General features: G+C 56.2%; 20 protein-coding genes. 11 read left to right on the top strand and 9 right to left on the bottom strand.

Going from position 1 to position 18,107, the window contains the following annotated elements:
• Positions 1-10: 10 nt before the first annotated feature.
• The 3 genes from BM449_RS06640 to BM449_RS06630 form a co-directional block, all read right to left on the bottom strand.
• Positions 11-1,357 (bottom strand): DUF2254 domain-containing protein, encoded by a 1,347-nt coding sequence (locus BM449_RS06640; RefSeq protein ID WP_071800581.1) that lies wholly within the window; start codon positions 1,355-1,357, stop codon positions 11-13.
• A gap of 102 nt (positions 1,358-1,459) precedes the next feature.
• Positions 1,460-2,320: a mechanosensitive ion channel family protein gene (locus BM449_RS06635; protein WP_071800580.1), complete on the bottom strand. Its 861-nt coding sequence runs from the start codon at positions 2,318-2,320 to the stop codon at positions 1,460-1,462.
• Between the two features lie 49 nt (positions 2,321-2,369).
• Positions 2,370-3,449, bottom strand: a complete 1,080-nt coding sequence (locus BM449_RS06630) for a mechanosensitive ion channel family protein (RefSeq protein ID WP_071800579.1) — start codon at positions 3,447-3,449, stop codon at positions 2,370-2,372.
• Between the two features lie 717 nt (positions 3,450-4,166).
• Between BM449_RS06630 and BM449_RS15415 the strand changes: the two genes are divergently transcribed.
• Both BM449_RS15415 and BM449_RS06620 read left to right on the top strand, forming a co-directional pair.
• A complete protein-coding gene (locus BM449_RS15415) occupies positions 4,167-4,565 on the top strand; it encodes a DUF1328 domain-containing protein (RefSeq protein ID WP_083544444.1) in 399 nt (132 codons plus the stop codon).
• A gap of 135 nt (positions 4,566-4,700) precedes the next feature.
• On the top strand, positions 4,701-5,009 hold the full coding sequence (locus BM449_RS06620) for a hypothetical protein (protein ID WP_145536852.1): 309 nt from the start codon (positions 4,701-4,703) through the stop codon (positions 5,007-5,009).
• On the opposite strand, the gene BM449_RS06615 is transcribed toward BM449_RS06620, so the two are convergent.
• On the bottom strand, positions 5,003-6,019 hold the full coding sequence (locus BM449_RS06615; RefSeq protein WP_071800576.1) for a patatin family protein: 1,017 nt from the start codon (positions 6,017-6,019) through the stop codon (positions 5,003-5,005). The genes BM449_RS06620 and BM449_RS06615 overlap by 7 nt on opposite strands.
• A gap of 248 nt (positions 6,020-6,267) precedes the next feature.
• Positions 6,268-7,377 (bottom strand): histidinol-phosphate transaminase, encoded by a 1,110-nt coding sequence (locus tag BM449_RS06610; protein WP_071800575.1) that lies wholly within the window; start codon positions 7,375-7,377, stop codon positions 6,268-6,270.
• Between the two features lie 53 nt (positions 7,378-7,430).
• On the opposite strand from BM449_RS06610, the gene BM449_RS06605 reads away from it, so the two are divergent.
• The 9 genes from BM449_RS06605 to uraH all read left to right on the top strand — a co-directional run bounded on the left by BM449_RS06605 (position 7,431) and on the right by uraH (position 13,593).
• Entirely contained in the window at positions 7,431-7,841 is a 411-nt protein-coding gene (locus BM449_RS06605; RefSeq protein WP_250638238.1) for a tyrosine-type recombinase/integrase, read from the top strand.
• On the top strand, positions 7,735-8,034 hold the full coding sequence (locus BM449_RS15495; RefSeq protein WP_250638237.1) for a tyrosine-type recombinase/integrase: 300 nt from the start codon (positions 7,735-7,737) through the stop codon (positions 8,032-8,034). Before BM449_RS06605 ends, BM449_RS15495 begins: the two co-directional genes overlap by 107 nt.
• A 209-nt stretch (positions 8,035-8,243) precedes the next feature.
• Positions 8,244-8,753 (top strand): hypothetical protein, encoded by a 510-nt coding sequence (locus BM449_RS14965; RefSeq protein ID WP_162922852.1) that lies wholly within the window; start codon positions 8,244-8,246, stop codon positions 8,751-8,753.
• 630 nt (positions 8,754-9,383) lie between these two features.
• Positions 9,384-10,028 carry a hypothetical protein gene (locus BM449_RS06595; RefSeq protein WP_145536858.1) on the top strand — a complete coding sequence of 215 codons (645 nt, stop codon included), beginning with the start codon at positions 9,384-9,386 and terminating at the stop codon, positions 10,026-10,028.
• A 91-nt stretch (positions 10,029-10,119) separates the two neighbouring features.
• Complete coding sequence (locus tag BM449_RS06590; RefSeq protein WP_071800572.1) at positions 10,120-11,142, top strand: 5'-nucleotidase; 1,023 nt, start codon at positions 10,120-10,122, stop codon at positions 11,140-11,142.
• Between the two features lie 214 nt (positions 11,143-11,356).
• Positions 11,357-11,566 carry a type II toxin-antitoxin system HicB family antitoxin gene (locus BM449_RS06585; RefSeq protein ID WP_071800571.1) on the top strand — a complete coding sequence of 70 codons (210 nt, stop codon included), beginning with the start codon at positions 11,357-11,359 and terminating at the stop codon, positions 11,564-11,566.
• A 3-nt stretch (positions 11,567-11,569) separates the two neighbouring features.
• Positions 11,570-11,773 carry a type II toxin-antitoxin system HicA family toxin gene (locus BM449_RS06580; protein WP_071802046.1) on the top strand — a complete coding sequence of 68 codons (204 nt, stop codon included), beginning with the start codon at positions 11,570-11,572 and terminating at the stop codon, positions 11,771-11,773.
• Between the two features lie 443 nt (positions 11,774-12,216).
• Complete coding sequence (locus tag BM449_RS06575; protein ID WP_071800570.1) at positions 12,217-13,068, top strand: GNAT family N-acetyltransferase; 852 nt, start codon at positions 12,217-12,219, stop codon at positions 13,066-13,068.
• A 117-nt stretch (positions 13,069-13,185) separates the two neighbouring features.
• Entirely contained in the window at positions 13,186-13,593 is a 408-nt protein-coding gene (gene uraH / locus BM449_RS06570; RefSeq protein ID WP_071800569.1) for a hydroxyisourate hydrolase, read from the top strand.
• A 41-nt stretch (positions 13,594-13,634) separates the two neighbouring features.
• Here uraH and argS read toward each other — a convergent pair whose 3' ends face one another.
• The 4 genes from argS to grrP all read right to left on the bottom strand — a co-directional run bounded on the left by argS (position 13,635) and on the right by grrP (position 18,090).
• A complete protein-coding gene (gene argS / locus BM449_RS06565; RefSeq protein ID WP_071800568.1) occupies positions 13,635-15,413 on the bottom strand; it encodes an arginine--tRNA ligase in 1,779 nt (592 codons plus the stop codon).
• A 78-nt stretch (positions 15,414-15,491) separates the two neighbouring features.
• A complete protein-coding gene (gene grrM, locus BM449_RS06560; protein ID WP_071800567.1) occupies positions 15,492-16,676 on the bottom strand; it encodes a cyclophane-forming radical SAM/SPASM peptide maturase GrrM/OscB in 1,185 nt (394 codons plus the stop codon).
• 13 nt (positions 16,677-16,689) lie between these two features.
• On the bottom strand, positions 16,690-17,112 hold the full coding sequence (gene grrA, locus BM449_RS06555; protein ID WP_071800566.1) for a GrrA/OscA1 family cyclophane-containing rSAM-modified RiPP: 423 nt from the start codon (positions 17,110-17,112) through the stop codon (positions 16,690-16,692).
• Between the two features lie 48 nt (positions 17,113-17,160).
• Positions 17,161-18,090 (bottom strand): extracellular substrate binding-like orphan protein GrrP, encoded by a 930-nt coding sequence (gene grrP / locus BM449_RS06550; protein ID WP_071800565.1) that lies wholly within the window; start codon positions 18,088-18,090, stop codon positions 17,161-17,163.
• Positions 18,091-18,107: the final 17 nt, after the last annotated feature.

The following is an 18,107-nucleotide window of genomic DNA, read 5'->3' as shown; positions in this document are numbered from 1 at the left end:
GAGTGAACACTCATCTACCGAGAGTGATCTCATCGCCAAGATGCTCTGGGTGGAGCACCCAACCGGCAGCCTTGCGCAGCCGCGCCACGTCCTGAGCCAGCCGTAGGGCTTTCTCACCATGATGCAACGCCAGGGTGGCCTGAGCTCTGGCGGCTTCACGGATTCCGGATTTCGGCAACGCACTGATCAAGGAGAGACCCTTCTGAATCCTGAGGCCAACCTCCAAGGTGGAGGCACCGTCGCGGCCGATGGCCTGAAAAGCATCATCGAACAGATCCTCCAGGGCCAGCTCCTGCATCCAGAGCCGATCGAAACGTGGCGGCTCATCTGCGTCGTCTGGTCGCTGGCAGGAGCCATCAACCCACTTGGTGAACAGACGCACGAAGGTACCAATGATGTAGATGGCTGTTCCGGGGTCATTCACGGCAGGGGAGAGGGCCCTGCTGGCAATTTCCGAGAGCACCAACAAGCCGAAACGGGGGTCGTCATCAAAGGTGCGTCGATTGCCGACTCGGAACGACATGGCCAGGCGCTCGGCAGCGCCTGACTCGATCGGCTTGGAACTGATGGCCCGGGCCAAGATCCGTTGGGGTGTCACGAAAGCACCCGGCAAGATCTCGATGACTACCTCCAGATCGAGTGATTCCGATGCCTGCTGCAGCTCAGCGAGATTGATCCTCTGGAGATAACCCACCTCCTGGGCGCGGATCACCAAGTCCCACGAGGAATCTGGGTTTTTGAATGCATCGTTGGCGGCTGAGCGAGCGCGCAGGGTGGGCGACCTGCCATGCTCCATCAAGGAACTGGTCGCTGCTTTTTCAACCCGGTCGATCGTGTTCGTCACCCTACCCAGCCTGGCGATACGGTCAACCCAGGTGACGAAGCTGAGGACCACGATGGTGAACACCGTTACGGTGATTAGAAATAAGGCAAATCGACCGCTGCGGCCATAAAAGCCATTCATCAAGGCGATCAAGCCGACGATCCCGAAGATGAAGGCCCCGATGAAGGTGGAGAGGGCGTATTGGGAAATGTCGTCAGCGACCACCAGGGTGAAGGCGCGGGGCGTGGCGACGGAAGCGGCCGAGGAGTAAGCGGTCAACATGGAACCGGCGGCAAACACCGCAATGACCAGCATGCTGGAGGTGATAATTCGCAGCAAGGTCTCCAGCGTGTCGCTCGAGACATCAGGGAGCGGGGCCATCGGAAGCAGATCATCGGCGAGATGGGCCATGCCGACCCCGATCAACGACACCAGGCAGAGCAGTAGTGGCCGAAACCAAATCTTCTCGCGCAGACGGTTGAGGTTGAACTGGAGACGATCCCTCAGGCCGGGAGCAAAGAGGCTGGGTGGCATTGGGAATGGGCGGAGCAAGAATGCACCGCCTTGTGGATGTACGGTTTATTCAGGGTAGCCGCTAAATAGGCATTCATTGGCATAATATGGCTGAGGCTTCATCTAATCTTGCATTGTTGTTGGGCGCTCAATCTCTACTGACGTGAGCGAGAGAGTTTGGAATGGCATGTCGACACCAGCCTTGCGCAGGGCTTCAAAAACTTGTTCATAGAGCTGCTGTCTCACAACGATATGCTGCTCTTCATCATCAAGCCATACCTGGAGCTGCATGCCAACGTTGTAATCATTGAGGTCAGTGACGATAACTGCAGGCGCGGGTTCATCAAGAAGCGAAATATTCTGATGGCACATCGATAGCAGGATGGAGCGAACCCTGCCCAGATTTTCCTGAACTGCCACGGCAAACGGAATATCAATGCGGAGGTGAGGGAAATTGGTATAGGAAGCAACGGTTGTATTGATCACCACTGAATTAGGAACTGCAAGCATCTTGCCGTCTGGTGTCACAACGCGCGTTGATCGCATCGTGATGCTTTCAACGCGGCCATAATGCCCTCCAACTTCAACGAGATCTCCAAGCACAAACGGTCGATCCCAGAAGATAAAGAGTCCAGATATCATATTCGAAATCACATCCTTCGCTGCAAAACCTACGGTAATACCAGCAATGCCAATGCTGGCCAGCAGCGATGTGGTGTTGATGCCAAGCCTGCCCAGCGCCATGACAACGCCAAGACTGAGAATGGCGTATTTCAGGATTGTGAGAAGAAAATCTAAGGCTGTTCGATCAAGATTAGCGCGTAGGGCTGCATATTTAACACTGCGCCGCACCAGGCCCCAAACCACCCAGTAAGCGAAAAGAATCCCGGCTGCTGACGCCGCATTCGGGATCCAGTTCAGCACATTCTCTGCCATTTGGCGCGTACCAAGGAGCTCATCTAGGCTTGTCAACAGCTGATTCATTGGTCCTAAAGTTACGTATGGGAGTTGGCCAATGAAAACAGAACTCTTATCAGTTGACGGCTACCTCTAACTTGCTTTTTGCTTCTCCTAGGGCTGATTCAAGATAAAGCGTTTGACTGGGATAGGCAAAGCTTATATTCTTGTCTTGGAATTCCTCCATCAAACCATGGTTGATATCTTGTTGTAAATCAAGATAAAGTACGATATCGGCATCGGGAACAAAGTATACGAATTCGAACTCCAGTGAGCTGTCTGCAAAACGGGTGAAGTGACAGCGGTCAAACTCTGCGGGCCTATTTCTGCGAATAACAGCTGCAACCAATTCTGGAATTTGTTTGATGGTTTTCAAAGGTGTTTTGTATTCAACCCCAATTGTGGTGGCAATGCGACGTTTTGGTAGGTCACCATAATTCTGAATGATATTACTTAGCAATTCCTCATTGCTGATCACGATGAGCTCACCACTGAGGCTGCGGACGTGTGTGGAGCGCATGCCGACACTCTCGACTGTTCCAAGCATTCCGGCAAATCGGATGAAGTGGCCGATCTTGAACGGTTCATCCAGCAAAATCGTTAAGTAGTTCAAGAAATTGGAAATTGGACCTTTTAAGGCCAAGCCAACCCCGATGCCAGCGCCTGCCAGTGATGCATAGATGACTCCCATTTGTACTCCTTGCGTTTGCAGGAATACCAGAATCCCTAGGATAAAGACAACAGTTCGAATCATTGGTTCGAAGCTGTGTAGTACGGCTAGCTGTTCTTGCTTCCCCGCGCGCCGAAGTGACTTATCGAGAACCAGAATGGCTATGCGGTTGACCATTCTGACGAGCAGAATGGTGATTAATAACAATATAGTGGCTTCCGCTATCCGCGTGACCATGCTTTCAATAGCCACCAAGTCTGAATCGCCAACGAAAGAGTTCCACCCCCACCACAAGGCAAGTAAGTAGCCGATGGGGGCTGCAGTCTTCAGAATAGACTGTGCCAAGCGATCATCGAGGTCTGATGTTGTTCTTCTAGTAAGCCGTCTCGCCCAACTTGCTAATAGCTTCGAAGTTATGAATACCACTGCAGAGGCAATAAACACCTTGCCAATCGCTGTGATTAGATACAAAATCCATCCGGTCATAAAAAGCTCTGAAATACTTGAATGGACTAGCCTTTGCTATATTAGCTGATATCTGTCAGTCTTCTCTCGGGAAACCTAGTATAAATCTGCATTGTCGGTCTGTAATCTCTATGCAGAAAAGGTTGAATGGGCTACCTTGGACTTTTGCGTGGAGAACAAGTCGTTTTACGGAGGTCCGAATGGCTCCAAAACAACTCAGAGGCTGCGGAGGTCTGCCCCCTGGACGCGGGATCATTCTCCCGCTGACAACCTTGAATCTATCGGTTATTCTCAGATTGTCCTGCCAAACAGCTCGCTTTTGCTGATATGGCTGGGACGTTGGTGAATGAGAACCATGTGTTAAACTGGCTTTAGCAAGAGTTCCTGTGGGCTATTCGTAAGTCTAAATGCAGGTTTATATTGCCCCAGAGTTGGAAACGTTTTTCCGCTACATCCTGATCCTGTCTCCCTTGGCTTCGGGCTCTCGACAATTTGGGCAGCAGGTCTTCAAGGAAACGATCAGGCCTTGAAATCTTGAGTCAATTCGGCTGTGCTGCAAGCCTTTGCTGGCCTGGAAATGGGTAGGTACAAACGATTCATCGGCATGAAAGGCAGATGCACCACAGTCATCGCCACATTGAATTGATGTGGATCGTTAGCACTTCTGAAGCCCCTCGATCATTGGCTTGGCATCAGTGGATAACAACCATTTGCTCATAACAACCCAAGGACAACACCATGAACACGAATTCCAATAATCTGCAAGCGATGCCCACGGTTACACCTGAAGCTCTTGGCACTGTGGATGAACGGTCCAAGCAGAACAATGTTGAAGATGGGCTTGAGCAGCGTGAAAAATGTTTTCAGGACTCGGCCGACAATCCCAGCACCCTTGCTGACTGCAGCACCCTATCGAAGAGAGCCAGCCCACCTGATTCTCTAAAAAATCAACTGATCAGCAAGGCTTCCATGCGTAAAACCGCAGGTACTTGCTTAATCATTGCTCTTGCTGCTGCACTGTTTGGATTTAGCGGGTTTGCTGGTGCAGTGGTGGGCTATACAAAACTCGTCTTTCTTGTTTTTCTTCTTCTCGCCATAGCTTTCTTTCTGGTTGCCAAGCGCGACGTTATTCAGTGATTGCACTAGTACTTGGCCGTATTTACGTAGCAGCACAAAGCTTCGGTGCTACAGGTAAGCTTCTTTTTTGTTTCTCCATGTGATTGGTATAGGTGGCAGACTGGAGCTTGAATGGATGGTCTCAGCCACGCCCTGATGAAGATTGTTGTCTTCCTTTTCAGCCTGCTTTTGCCAGGTTTCGTCCCGCCGATTGTGGCACAAACTCAGGAGTGTATGCAGCTTTCGCAGCAGCTCTTGACGCAACTGGGCAGTCGTAGCCCGACAGAATCTATGGATGCAACGGTTCGGCAGCAGCGCGAAATCCTCGCGTCACAAGGTTGTGATCCCCTAAGCACTGGGTATGACGTTGAAGCAGAGGGCATGAGGCTGAATCAACAAATGAATCTAAGACCCCCAGGCAAAGATGGCTTCCGTCTGGACCAACTCATCCGAATTGATTATTGACTCTTCCCTTCGGCTGATTCTTCTTGAAGCAGCTTCTCGAGAGCTGGCAGCTGTTCCTTCATGGCGGCATAGCCTTTGCGGATGATCGCATCGGCTTCGTGAAAGTCAAAAATGGCGTAGTCAGTGAGTTTCGGTTCAACAAGAAGATCAGGAGCGTGCGCTTCTAGGCGGCTACGGGTCACTTGCTGCTCCATCACATTGAGCGATGTGCCGATTACTTCGAAAATGTTTGGGCATGGATTTTCGTTGGCCAACCAGTTTTCTACCTTGTAATGGAGTTTGTCCTCCAGGTCTGAGTAGCGATCACTGAGATTCTTCAGAAATGACTGCTTGCGCAGTTTTGAGGCCTCACTGCTTTCCCGTTGGGACTGACTCTCCTTGTGATCCTTCTCTTGTGGATTGTCCGATTGCTCTGCACCGCCAGTGATCTCGATTTTGGTGGCTTCTGCTCCAATTTTGGTGCTGTCAGCGCAGTTGAGATTCACGGCGATGATCAGATCAGCTCCCATGGCCTTGGCTACGTCTACCGGCACTGGATTGACAATACCGCCATCCCCTAAGAACAGATCGCCATGGCAGAAGGGCGTAAAGATACCTGGTACAGAGATGCTGGCTCGCACGGCTTCCACCATTGAACCTGAGCTGAGATGCATTTCCTCTCCTTTGATCAGATCGGTGGCGACACAACAGAACTTGATCTCTGATTCCTCAATCCTCATCCCCTGGATGTGTTCTGAAAGCAGGTCGTAGATCTTGTTGCCATCCAGCAGGCCAGAACTGGGAAACACCAGGTCGAAGTAGGACAGCATGTCTTTCCAACTCAGGTCTCTGATGAAGTCTTCGAGATCATCCAGTTCACCAGCGCAATAGATGGCGCCAACGAGTGCGCCAATGCTGGCACCGGAGATGCAATCAATCCTGATCTCTGCTTCCTCAAGAGCACGCAGGACGCCAATGTGTGCCCAGCCCCTGGCACCACCGCTGCCCAAGGCCAGGCCAATGCTTTTCATGCAGATACCATCAAATCCTAAATCCGAAGACCAGTTGATCGAATCAGGCTAGTGGATTCGGTAGATGAAACAGATGAAGCGATCACCCCATAACCCAATAGAAGGCTGACCGCCGGGCTGAACTGAACCTTTCAACCCATGCGTCCACTTTCTGTCTGTTCAAGTTCTTAACTTTCTCTGCTTTGGAATTGACGAATGGCCCAGTCCAGATAGCTCATGTTGTGATGACAGCTGACCGATAAGCTGTTTCAAGCGAGAGAACCTAGGTTCTCAATTTCGCGGTAGGCCGTCCAGAAATGCTCCATCTGCTCCTTGGTGCCGATGCTGACGCGCAAGGAGCCATCGATCAGGGGCTTGCCGGCCATTGAGCGCACCAGAATGCCTGTCGCGCGCAGTTCCGCCTCCACCGCCTGCACGGGACGGCTGGGCCAGATCAGCAGGTAGTTGCCACCGGCGGCGTGGTGACGCACGGCCCCGCCCCGCAGCTGCTCCAGCAGCCAACTACGGGAGCGCAACACCTCGGCCACGTAGGCATCGGTGAAGGCCTGATCCGCCAAAGCCGCCCGGGAGGCCGTGACCGCAAAGCTGTTGATGTCGTAGGGGCCGGTGACACGGCTGAGGCGATCCACCACCGCCTTCGCTCCGATCGCAAAACCGATACGCAACCCGGCCAAGCCGGCCGTTTTGGCCAGGGAGCGCAGCACCAGCAGGTTGGGTGTGGCGCTGAAGTCGGCGCTGGGCAGCACGCTGTCGCCGGTGAAGGCCTCATAGAGCTCATCCACCACCACCAGCGTGGCCGGTGCGGCAGCAGCCAGCTCCAGGATCAACTCGGGAGCCAGGCGAGTGCCGGTGGGGTTGTTGGGATTGCAGAGCAGCAACAGGCGCGGGCTGGGCCGCTTGAACAGGGCGGTGCGGATCGCCCCCAGGGGGAAGCTGAAATCCGCTCCCAGGTACGGGATCGCCTCGATCGCCATGCCCTGCATCTGGGCGCAGGGGCTGTAGTAGCCGAAGGTGGGGCTGGTGGTGAGCAGAACGTTGCCCGCAGCTCCGAAGGCATGAAAGAGAGCATGGATCGCCGCATCGACGCCGTTGAACAGGCCGATGTGGCCAGGGCTGAGGGCCGGCAATCCCAGGTTGGCCAGCACCGCTTCACGCAGGCCGTCGTATTCGGGGTAGATGGCGTAGTGATCGGCCGGGATGGCGCGGATCGCCGCCACCACCTGCGGACTGGGGCCGATGGTGTTTTCGTTGAAATCGAGCCGCAGCAAACCGCGCCGCCCTTCCAGCGGAGCGCTGTATGACTGCAGGCTCTCCACCTCGGGCCGGGCCTGGGGACCGTCAGGCAGGCAAGGGGTCAAGGCACAGCGGAGCGACAACCTCCGGCAGCGTAGGGAGGCCGCTGCAACGCGGAATGCTGAAGCTGCATCCAGGGGTGCTCAGCGAGGGGGAGGTGAAAGCCGTGCGTCAGCGGCTAGAAGGGGTGCCGGCATTGGTGGTGGGTCTGTTGTATGGCAGTGGCCTTCGGCTGATGGAGGCGCTGAGATTACGGGTGAAAGATCTTGACTTCGAGCGTCGTGAACTGTTGGTTCGGGACGGCAAGGGCGGGAAGGATCGGCTCACATTGCTGCCCCAGAGCCAGATGGCTGATCTTCGGCAGCATCTATTAGAGATTCGGCGGTTGCACCAGGGGGATCTGGCAGCTGGCCTGGCAGTGGGTGTTTCCCCAGCAGAAACGCTGGCTGGATCGCACAACAGGGGCCCAGGGAAGACACCACCTCGACCCCACCGTGGTGCAGCGAGCCGTGAAACAGGCGGTGGCTAATGCTGGCGTGAGCAAAGCTGCCAGCTGCCATACCTTTCGCCACTCCTTTGCAACGCACCTTCTGGAACGGGGCCAGGACATCCGTACGATTCAGGAGTTGCTGGGCCATCAGGATGTGGGCACCACCATGATCTACACGCATGTGCTGAACAGAGGCCCCCTGGGCGTGAGCAGCCCCGCAGATTTTATGTAGCAGATTGAACATGTGGTTCTCTGACCAGAGAACCGCGGACGGATTGTGCTTGCGGATCCTAAGGATCTAGACGGCTACTTGATTCTGACCAAGAGGCGCCTTCGCCATGAGCAGGGTTCACAGAAGCAGCGGCGCCCTGCAGGTTGGTTCTCAGAACCGTCCAATAACAAGTTAGCGTTTAAAGAAAATATATGAGAGGCATTCAGAAAATGATGGTTTCTTTAGTTACAGTGCTTGTTCTGCAAGCTTGTTCTGCAAGCTTGTTCTGCAAGCTTGTTCTGCAAGCTTGTTCTGAAGAAAAGCCCAAGGATGAATATAAATTCATTGAATATTTAAAAGTGGAAGGTACTTGTTACGAAAACCATGTGAGAGAGGCCGGGGGCTACTCAGGTGATCTTGTTCATTGGTATAACGAAACAAAAGATCAACATTCCAGGTATGGATCTGTTCATCTCAGTGATTTTCTTGTTCCAGAGAAAATGGTTGAGAAGATTAAGAATCCGTACAAATACTATCTGCCGTTTACTGTCAGTTTTGGGGGTATTTCTCAAGTCAAATACTCCCAGTCAGAAATGAGGCTAGAAGGAATATCCGAACATACGTCAAAAGGAGAGTCTAAGGAAGGTATGAAGTGCGAGGCTACTTGTACGTTAAGCGTAACTGAGCGTCTCGATTACTTGCCATCCTTACAGTCGAATGATAATGATAGTAAACGCTAACAAGGCGCTCGTTCGGGCACAAACTACGCTTCGCTTCGTTTGTGCCGCGCAGCTTGGTCGTTAAGCGGGTTGCTGATTTGGTTCCATAGAAGAACAATTCTCCACTCAATCATCAGTTGATGGCTTTGGCCATCTATTGTATCCAACCGTTGGGTCATTGGATCGATAGAGACGGATCATCTCTACTTCCTTTGCGGAGAGCTCGGCTTCAGTTGCACTATCAGATTCCCAGAGAATCTCCTTTCGCAGGGTGTAGTCTCTGCGAATGTGATCTGGAAGTGTTTCAAAGTCAGCGTTAACCAGGTTCATGTCAGGGCTGCCCATGTATCGGGCGCTCCCAACACTGTCCTTGCCAATGTAAATCTTGCCTGTCGGATATGTGATCTTGTATACCTGCTTCATGAGTGGCACTGCTGGTTGTACCGAACTTTGTTGCCTGTGCCCGATAAGGGCATGTAGCTGGTGACTATGGTCCGTTCGGGCGTTATTCTAAATGTTGCCAAGGATGCCCCCCCCCTAACACAGCCATTCACCTGAGCTGCCACAAATAAGCCCTGTATCACTGTGGCTCTCGTTACACACAACCTTTGCGGCCAGGTGATGGCAGCGTTAGGCGGAACTATTCAAACCATGGACACCGAATCAATTCTGCTAGTGGCCGAGGATCTAGAATATTTGGCAACTTGGTGCGGAGATATCAAGTATCCAGAAATTCGGCGGGGCACCGCTGTCCTGCGTCGATTGCTCGTGGAGGTCGCATATGGGCACGCCTGGAGATCACTTGGACGCCCTAAACAGCCAAGGCTCATCGCAGTAGATCTAGACATGATTCTAGGGAATGATTGGAACCTGATGGATATTGCTCTTGCCGGCGGAGCTGACTTCAGAGGCGTCCAGATGGCTGCAATGGTGATCCACAAAGGAAATGGTCCTCTTGGCAATCCGCCGCCGGAGCCAATTCGTGAAAACGGCTATCCCTTTGAGCGTGTATTCACGCTGACAGATTTCCTTGATTCCACCTCAGGAGTAATTCACGGGAGGAGGTTCAAGCGCCGTGAGGTGATTAAATATATTGCCAACGTCAAAGGAGGTGTCCACCTGAGCTCTCAAGCGCGGAAGCAGGAGAAGAAGCTAATAGATCGCCTCGGTAAAGCTGAAAAAAGAATCATGGTTCATAATACTGATGGCTTGCTAGTTGAAGCCGTAGCCATCGGACAGGCTCTCGGTAATTCAGATGATGCGAAAGACTTCATTGCGGCGGCTAGGTCTGCCTAACATCGCCATTCACCTGAGCCGCCACCGCATGGACATTGTGAATCGCAATCTCCCTTTGCGGCCAGGTGATTGCGAGCGTTAGATTTGCTCTATGCCTTACCCCATCGATCGAAAGCTGGTTATCGGCGTCGCCTCAAGCGCCCTGTTTGACTTGTCCGAGTCAAATCGGATATTTAATGAGGAGGGCATTGAAAAATATCGTGTGCACCAGGAGGAAAATATTGACATTCCCTTGTCTAAGGGAGTGGCATTTCCTTTCATTCGTCGATTTCTTGGCATTAATCGGGCGTTTCCCGAGAGAGAGCCTGTTGAGGTAGTTTTGTTATCAAAGAATTCTCCTGAGACAGGCCTACGAGTTTTTCGCTCTATTCACCATTACTCGCTTAATATAACAAGAGCTGCATTTATTGCTGGCCGGTCGCCGCACGAATATCTCCCTGCATTTAACGCATCTCTCTTTCTAAGCGCAAACCCAAGCGATGTCCGGCAAGCAATTGCTTCGGATTATCCCGCTGGAGTTGTGCTGCAGTCAAAAGTCTTCGATGATGCTGCCGACGCCGAACTAAGAGTCGCTTTCGACTTTGACGGTGTGATTGCAAACGATGAAGCGGAGGCCGTTTTCAAGAAGAACAATGATCTTGTAGAGTTCCAGGCGCATGAAACAGTTCATCAGGAAACGCCTCATCAGCCAGGGCCTTTGGCCGACCTATTCAAAAAACTTGCTTTCATGCAAAAGCTAGAACAAAAGCAGCAAAAAGATGATCCTCAATACAAGAAGATACTGAGAATTGCAATTGTGACTGCGCGAAATGCGCCAGCTCACGAACGCGTTGTAACGACCCTCAAAGCTTGGGGGGTTTCAGTGGATGAGGCATTCTTTTTGGGTGGCATGGAGAAGCACCGTATTCTCACAATCTTGCGCCCACACATGTTCTTTGATGACCAGATCAGTCATCTCGAGTCGCCGGCCAGTGACATTCCTATGGTTCACATTCCATTCGGAATCGCTAATCGGAATCTTGAAATACCCGTTAATGCGCCAGTCGCTTCTACTGTTAGCATAGAGGAAGTCGGACTGACAATCGGCGACAATGAATCTAGTCTGTTGGGCTAGCTTGAGGCTGCTCCCGCAAGCGATTCCAGAGATATCTAACATCAAGATTCAGCGGGCGGGCGTATTCAACTCTTAATCTGAGCAATGATCAACTTCCCGCCGCTGATCTTGAGCGTTAGCTGAATCGGTAGGAGGGCATCGGCCAGGCTGTTTTTAAGGAATGGATGTGCTTTAACCTGGAACTTGCTCCCGTCGCCTCTGCTGGGAGGAAGACATGAATTTCTCGTTGGAGTGTGAGCAAGAAGTAGACGGTCGCTGGATCGCCGAAGTGCCAGAGCTGCCTGGAGTTCTGGCTTATGGGGGTTCTTCTGCTAATGCGATGGCAAAGGCTGAGGTTTTGGCTCTTCGCGTCATCGCTGATCGACTTGAAAATGGGGAATTCGAGCCAATCAGCATCAGCTTCTCACTTCCACTCTCTGCATGAGCAATAGCCGTCACCCAAAGCAAAAAGGTCTTTGCCGCGCTCAAGTCAATTGGATGGAGAGTTAAGCGACAATCAGGATCACACAAGACGCTTGAACATGAGGGATACCCGGACTATGTCTTTGCTTTCCATGAGGGCGTGGAGATAGGCCCCAGTATGCTTGTCCAAATCGCCAAGCACACCGGCCTTGAGCCAGGCGACCTGTGAAGTTGGCGTGGTCTCGGCTAACATTAAGATACAGAAGATGGGATCAATGGGTGATTGTTTAACGGCAAAAGGCGGGCTCGCTTCTGATCTGGAGCGTTAGAGGGTGACAACTGCATCTATGAATCCAGTGGATATTCGACATGCTAGGGAAGGAGGTTTGGGTTTGATATTGAACTGCCTCAGGCTGCCGTATCTATTTTACCCAGAACGCTGGCGAGTGTTTTCGCATTCTTTCAGTATAGGACAAGCCTTTCTAGGTCAAGATATATCAGCCTATCTTTAAGCGGCTCTTGAAGATAGAGGTCCCAACCTCAAGCCTCATCGCTACGCCATTGGGTCAATTGCGTGCGAGCCCTGAAGTTGAGGTAAGTTCAACTGTCTAGCACCGCCATTCGCCTGCCTCTGTGGCCAAGTGATCGGGGCACAAAACAGAAATTTCCTTCATGCAAAACAACGACTACAGAATCAAGACAATGAGCCGAAGCGAAGTTGCTATCGCTGTTGATTGGGCGGCGCAGGAAGGATGGAATCCAGGACTTCATGACGCTCATTGCTACTATACCGCTGATCCCAATGGTTTTCTGATTGGATTTCTTGGTGATGAACCGATTGCTACGATCTCCGCAATCCAATATGGCGAATCTTTTGGATTTTTAGGGTTCTACATTGTGAAGCCAGGGTATCGCGGCAGAGGCTATGGCATCCAGATCTGGAACGCCGGCCTTCAGCAGCTTGAAGGCCGCACCATTGGCCTTGATGGCGTCGCAGACCAGCAAGCCAACTACGAAAGGTCAGGCTTCCATTTGGCCTATCGCAACAGACGCTATCAAGGAGCTGGCAGCGGCAGCATGCCTGTAAATGCAGACATCGTGCAGCTGAATACATTGCCCTTTGAAATGATCGAACATTACGACCAGCCATTTTTTCCTGCAGACCGGTCTCCGTTCCTTTCGACCTGGATTAAGCAACCAAATTGTGAGGCTCTGGGAATGATTCATAACGGCCGGCTTGTTGGTTATGGTGTGATTCGCCAGTGCCGCTCTGGCCATAAGATCGGGCCACTTTTTGCGGACAATCCAGAATGGGCGGAATCATTGTTTCTGGCCCTGAAGGCTTCGGTAAAGCCTTCAGGGCCAATCTTTCTTGACACACCAGACGTCAACCAGGCTGCTGTGGACATGGCTGAACGCAACGGCATGACCATCTCGTTTGAGACCGCCAGAATGTTCAGGGGAGAGGTGCCTGATCTGCCGGTTGATCGCCTGTTTGGCGTCACCTCTTTTGAAGTGGGATGAGAGAGAAACTGCGCCCCAGACAGTGTTTTCTCCTGCCGCTAGTCCACTGCGCTTCATGCCTGCAGATACGTCTGGTTGGTAGGCTCAAGTAGACTGTCTCTGGTGGAGACTTCTAAGATGCTCAAGACACTGGCACTCGGCTTTGCCATGCAGACTTCACTCTTGTCGATGGCCGTGGCTGCTGACAATCCGTTAAGCGTTCATGTTCTCAATACACAAGATGGGCTGCCCAGTGCTGGTGTTGAGGTGATTCTTGAGCGGATGAAGGGTGAGCAATGGACGCTGTTGCGTACGGCTCGCACCAATGCTCAAGGCCGCGTTCGCGATCTCTATCCCGAAGGTACCCCGCTTGAGAAGGGAACCTATCGGGTCACGTTCAAGACAGGTGAATGGCTGAAAAAACAAGGCATCAGCACCTTCTTCCCGAAGATTCCCGTGATCTTCAGCATGGATGGCAGCCTGGATCACTATCACGTGCCACTGCTGCTGAGCCCCTATGGCTACTCCACCTATCGCGGCAATTAGCTGGCCTTCTGGCTAGGCAACCCAGGCCGTTTCACTTGCCATCACATCCGCTCCAGGGTCGGGATTCCCAGCAGGCCCATGCCTAATTTCAGGGTGTCGGCGGTGAGGCTGCAGAGGGCCAGGCGGGAGGAGCGGGCCGGTTCGGCGGCCTTGAGCACGGGCACCTGGTCGTAGAAGCGGTTGAACACCTGGCTGAGCTCAAACAGGTAGGTGCAGAGGCGATTGGGCAGCAGCTCTTCTTCCACTTCGGCAATCACGCCATCGAGCTTGAGCAGCTCCCGCACCAGGCCCCATTCCTGGGGTTCGCTGAAATGCAGTTCCGTTCCGGCTGTCGCCATGTCGCCTCCCTTGCGGGCGATGCCGGCGATACGCACCACCGCATAGAGCAGGTAAGGCGCGGTGTTGCCGGTGAGGGCCAGCATTCGATCAAAGCTGAATTGATAGTTGGTGCTGCGGTTCTGGCTGAGATCGGCATACTTCACCGCCGCCAGGCCCACGGTGGTGGCCGCATGGGTGATGAAGGCTTCGTCCTCACTGCGCTCTTCCTCCTGGAGGCGACGGCGCAGGTCGGCCTCAGCGCGCTCGACGGCTTCATCGAGCAGATCGCGCAGGCGCACGGTGTCACCAGCGCGGGTCTTGAGCTTCTTGCCGTCGACCCCCTGCACTAGCCCGAAGGGCACGTGCTCCAGGCGGGCCTCCTTGGGAATCCAGCCGGCCCGAGCCGCCACCTGGAACACGCCGGCGAAATGGGCCGCCTGGCCGGCATCGGTCACGTAGATCACCCGCCGAGCCCCATCGCCCTCGGGCGGTTCAGCGAAGCGGTAGCGGATCGCCGCCAGGTCGGTGGTGGCGTAGTTGAAGCCGCCGTCGCGCTTCTGCACGATCACCGGCAGGGGGGTGCCGTCTTTGCCCAGCACCCCTTCAAGGAACACGCAGCGGGCGCCGTCGTCGGTCACCAGCAGGCCGCTGGCTTCCAGATCGGCCACCACCGCTTCGAGGTAGGGGTTGTAGAAGGATTCGCCCCGTTCGTTCAGGCGAATGTCGAGCCGGTCGTAGAGCTTCTGGAATTCGCGGCGACTCTGATCGCACAGCAGGCCCCAGGCCTTCAGCGACACCGGATCCCCCCCCTGCAGCTTCACCACCTCCTCACGCGAGGTGGCCTGGAAGGCCTCATCGGCATCAAAGCGGGCCTTGGCCTGGCGGTAGAAGGCCACCAGGTCACCCAGATCCACCGCATCGGCAGTGCTGAGCGCTTCGGGGGCCTCCTGCTTGAGATGGGTGATCAACATGCCGAACTGGGTGCCCCAGTCGCCCACATGGTTGAGCCGCAGCACCGGATGGCCGCGGAACTCCAGCACCCGCGCCAGCGAGTCGCCGATGATCGTGGAGCGCAGGTGCCCCACATGCATCTCTTTGGCGATGTTGGGGCTGGAGAAATCCACCACCACTGGCGCCGACGCGGCCACGCTGGGCACCCCCAGGCGGGGATCGCCCAGGCGCTGGCGCAGTTCATGGGCCAGCCGCTCGGGTCGCAGGGTGAGGTTGATGAAGCCGGGGCCGGCGATCTCCGGTGGCAGGCACAGGGCCGTAAAGCTGGTGTCGGCGTTCAGCTGGTTCACGATCGCGGTCGCGATCGCCCGGGGTGCCTGCTTCAGGGGCTTGGCCAGGGCGAGGGCGCCGTTGGCCTGGAAATCGCCGAATTCCGGCTTGCTGGCGGCGGCCAGCTGGGGGTCGAGGGGCTGGCCGGCGGCGGCAGCCGGGAAGGCCCTCTGGGTCGCAGCAGCGAGATGCGCGTTGAGCTCTTCGAAGATGCGCAGCATGGCTGGGGTGGTCGGTCGCGGCGGCGCGGTCACTGGTTCCGATCATCCCGCGTCAGCCGGACCCCGCTGGCAGGCCACTCAGCCAGTCAGCTCCAGTTCGCGCTCCAGGCCGGCCATCACCACGTCGGCGCTGAGTTTGATGCGGTAGCGGCAGGCCTGGGTTTCGCTGCAGTCGAAGCTGCCCTGCTCCCAGTACTTGTTGCTGCCGGCACCTCCGCCGCAGAGGCCGAAGTAGTCGCATTCGGCCTTGCAGCGCGCCACGCCGGAGCGGATCTCGCTGAGCACGCGCTGGAATTTGGCGCTGTCCACCGCCGATTCCAGGCTGTCGCTGCGCACGTTGCCGAAGACGAAGTCGCCGTACTCCGCGGTGGCCACCGCCAGCAGCTCCGGGTCGAAGGTGGAGAAATTGCCGCGGGCATCCACGTTCACAATCGCGAACGGGTGGTTCATGTCGGTGCGGCTGAGGCGCTGGTCACAGCAGGCCAGGTTGGTGATCTCGTCGAACTCGCGCAGGCGCAAGGCCCCGGGCTGCTGGCGCAGCCGTTCCCAGAAACGCTCCAGAAAGCTGACGTAGCGGGCCTCGGCGTGGGGCCGCGACAGGGAGGAGCTGAGATTGTCGCCTTCGGTTTCCTCCATGTTGAAAGCCAGGTTGTGAAGGCCGTGGTCAGCGAAGAAATCGAACAGCAGGTCGGCCTGATCCAGGGCGTCGTCGGTGAGCACGGCGATCACCTGGAAGGGGATGCCGCGGCTCTGCAGCCAGCGGATGCCGCGCAGGCTGGCGGCGTGGCTGGGCAGGCCGGTGCGGGTGCGGCGATGGGCGTCGTGCAGGGAGGCCGGGCCATCGAGGCTGACGCCCACATGGATGTCATTGCGCTCGAAGCAGTCGCACCAGGCGGCGTCGATCACCATGGCGTTGGTCTGCAGCGACTGCTGGATCCGCAGCGGCGGCCCAACGCGCCTCTCCAGAACGCGACGAATCAGGGCCGTGGCGTCGTCATAGAAGGCGATCGGCATGGTGAGCGGCTCACCGGCATGCCAGAGCAGGGTGAAATCGCCCGACACATAGGGGCTCTCCAGCACCCGCTCCAGCGTGCGCTCCAGCAGCTCCAGCGGCAGGCGACGGCGGTCGTTGCGGCTGGGCAGGTAGCAGTAGTCGCAGTCGAGGTTGCAGAACGGCGTGGGCTGCACCACCAGCAGGCGCAGGGGGCCGAAGCTGTCTGCGCTGGTGGGCTGGGCTGGGCTCAGGGCCATGGGTTGCTGCATGGCTCGCGCCGGTTCACCAGTAGTTGCGGAAGCCATGACTGCCATTGCGGAAACCGCCGTGGTGCCCGCCGCTGTTGCGGAAGCCGCCGCCATTGCGGAAACCGCCATTCCCGAAGCCGCCATTGCGGAAGCCCCCGTTGCGGAAGCCGCCATTGCGCCAGCCGATCCCTGGACCGTTGACGAAGACGTAGGCGAGCAGATCATCCGAGGCGCAGGTGGCGGAATCCTCCTGCCCAGCGCTGGGTCCGTCGGGCCTCTCGGGCCCGTCCTCGCTGCTGCGCAGCGCTCCGGCAATGCGGCGCAGGCGGGCCTCCACGGAGAGGGTGTCAGGGTCGGGCCCGTCGGAGGCAGCCGCCTGGGCGGCGCTGGGGATCACGGGCAGGGCCGCCAGGATCAACAGGAAACCGAACAGCCTGGAACGAAGCAGAAATGCCATCGGGGTGGGACCGGGAAGACAACGGACGGGGTGACGGACGCTGGGTGGTTAGCGGGGTGTGGCCGGATCCTGGGGTCGGATCGCTTCGTGGTTGAGCAGCACCGACTCGAAATAGGTGCGGATGCGCTCAGAGGGCACCCCCAGCACCCCCTGGGGCCCCACCCAGGGATCCACGCTGGCGATCGCCTCGGGCTCGCCGTTCAGATAATCCTGCAGCAATCGGGCGATCGCCAGGTTGCTGAGGTCACGGAAGGCGGAGTCGTCCTGCGGGACGATGCAACCGATCGCGTAGCGCTCGTAGGGAAGCGAGGGCGTGAGGACCAGGCCCTTGGCGTTGCGGCTGTGGGCCAGGCCGCTGAGCAGGTTGGTGTCGCCGATCACGCCATCGAGATCTCCGGCCTGCAGGGCGGCCACGGCTGCGCCCAGGCCGGAGAAGCTGGTGCTTGTGGCCTGGGGCTGGATGGCCTGGAGCACCCCCTCGCCCAGGGATCCGGCCACCACGCCGATGCGTTGGCCCTGCAGCGACTCGGCTGTGCCGTCGAGGCGGCCGTCTTCGGCCAGCACCCGGATCCCCGAGAGGCCGATCGGCAGGGTGTAATCCACCTGGCTGTCGCGCGCCCAGGAGAAGGGCACGCCGCAGGCCAGGGCCAGCTCGCCCGCGGCGACGCGACGCACCAGCTCGGCGGGATCGGCCACCGCCTCAAAGCGCAGCGTCACGGGCCGGCCCAGGGTCGTGGCCAGCTCCGCCTGGATGCGTTTGTTCACCGCCATGCCGTAGCCGATGGGCTTGCCGCCGGCATCGCTGAACAGCAACGGTGGCAGGTCGGTGTCGCCGCCCACCCGCAGCTCGCCGCTGGTGGCCACCTGTTTCAGGACCCCTCCGGCCCTGGCCGGCGCCGCCACCAGCACGCCGGTCAGCAGGGCCAGTAGCGCTGAGGCCCACAAGGGGCGAGGGGGATTCAAGCGGCGGTGCGGCATGGCCTACGGCATCAAAA

This window comes from Synechococcus sp. SynAce01, from assembly GCF_001885215.1.
Classification (GTDB): Bacteria; Cyanobacteriota; Cyanobacteriia; order PCC-6307; family Cyanobiaceae; genus Regnicoccus; species Regnicoccus frigidus.
The sequence above is the reverse complement of the archived record's forward strand: the minus strand, read 5'-3'. Positions and strand labels throughout refer to the sequence as shown.

Excerpts from the sequence above, each read along its gene's own strand:
- BM449_RS06640 (WP_071800581.1), bottom strand. The coding sequence starts at position 1,357 with ATGCCACCCAGCCTCTTTGCTCCCGGCCTGAGGGATCGTCTCCAGTTC.
- BM449_RS06635 (WP_071800580.1), bottom strand. The coding sequence starts at position 2,320 with ATGAATCAGCTGTTGACAAGCCTAGATGAGCTCCTTGGTACGCGCCAA.
- BM449_RS06630 (WP_071800579.1), bottom strand. The coding sequence starts at position 3,449 with ATGACCGGATGGATTTTGTATCTAATCACAGCGATTGGCAAGGTGTTT.
- BM449_RS15415 (WP_083544444.1), top strand. The coding sequence starts at position 4,167 with ATGAACACGAATTCCAATAATCTGCAAGCGATGCCCACGGTTACACCT.
- BM449_RS06620 (WP_145536852.1), top strand. The coding sequence starts at position 4,701 with ATGAAGATTGTTGTCTTCCTTTTCAGCCTGCTTTTGCCAGGTTTCGTC.
- BM449_RS06615 (WP_071800576.1), bottom strand. The coding sequence starts at position 6,019 with ATGAAAAGCATTGGCCTGGCCTTGGGCAGCGGTGGTGCCAGGGGCTGG.
- BM449_RS06605 (WP_250638238.1), top strand. The coding sequence starts at position 7,431 with ATGCTGAAGCTGCATCCAGGGGTGCTCAGCGAGGGGGAGGTGAAAGCC.
- BM449_RS14965 (WP_162922852.1), top strand. The coding sequence starts at position 8,244 with ATGATGGTTTCTTTAGTTACAGTGCTTGTTCTGCAAGCTTGTTCTGCA.
- BM449_RS06595 (WP_145536858.1), top strand. The coding sequence starts at position 9,384 with ATGGACACCGAATCAATTCTGCTAGTGGCCGAGGATCTAGAATATTTG.
- BM449_RS06590 (WP_071800572.1), top strand. The coding sequence starts at position 10,120 with ATGCCTTACCCCATCGATCGAAAGCTGGTTATCGGCGTCGCCTCAAGC.
- BM449_RS06585 (WP_071800571.1), top strand. The coding sequence starts at position 11,357 with ATGAATTTCTCGTTGGAGTGTGAGCAAGAAGTAGACGGTCGCTGGATC.
- BM449_RS06575 (WP_071800570.1), top strand. The coding sequence starts at position 12,217 with ATGCAAAACAACGACTACAGAATCAAGACAATGAGCCGAAGCGAAGTT.
- uraH (WP_071800569.1), top strand. The coding sequence starts at position 13,186 with ATGCTCAAGACACTGGCACTCGGCTTTGCCATGCAGACTTCACTCTTG.
- argS (WP_071800568.1), bottom strand. The coding sequence starts at position 15,413 with ATGCTGCGCATCTTCGAAGAGCTCAACGCGCATCTCGCTGCTGCGACC.
- grrM (WP_071800567.1), bottom strand. The coding sequence starts at position 16,676 with ATGCAGCAACCCATGGCCCTGAGCCCAGCCCAGCCCACCAGCGCAGAC.
- grrA (WP_071800566.1), bottom strand. The coding sequence starts at position 17,112 with ATGGCATTTCTGCTTCGTTCCAGGCTGTTCGGTTTCCTGTTGATCCTG.
- grrP (WP_071800565.1), bottom strand. The coding sequence starts at position 18,090 with ATGCCGCACCGCCGCTTGAATCCCCCTCGCCCCTTGTGGGCCTCAGCG.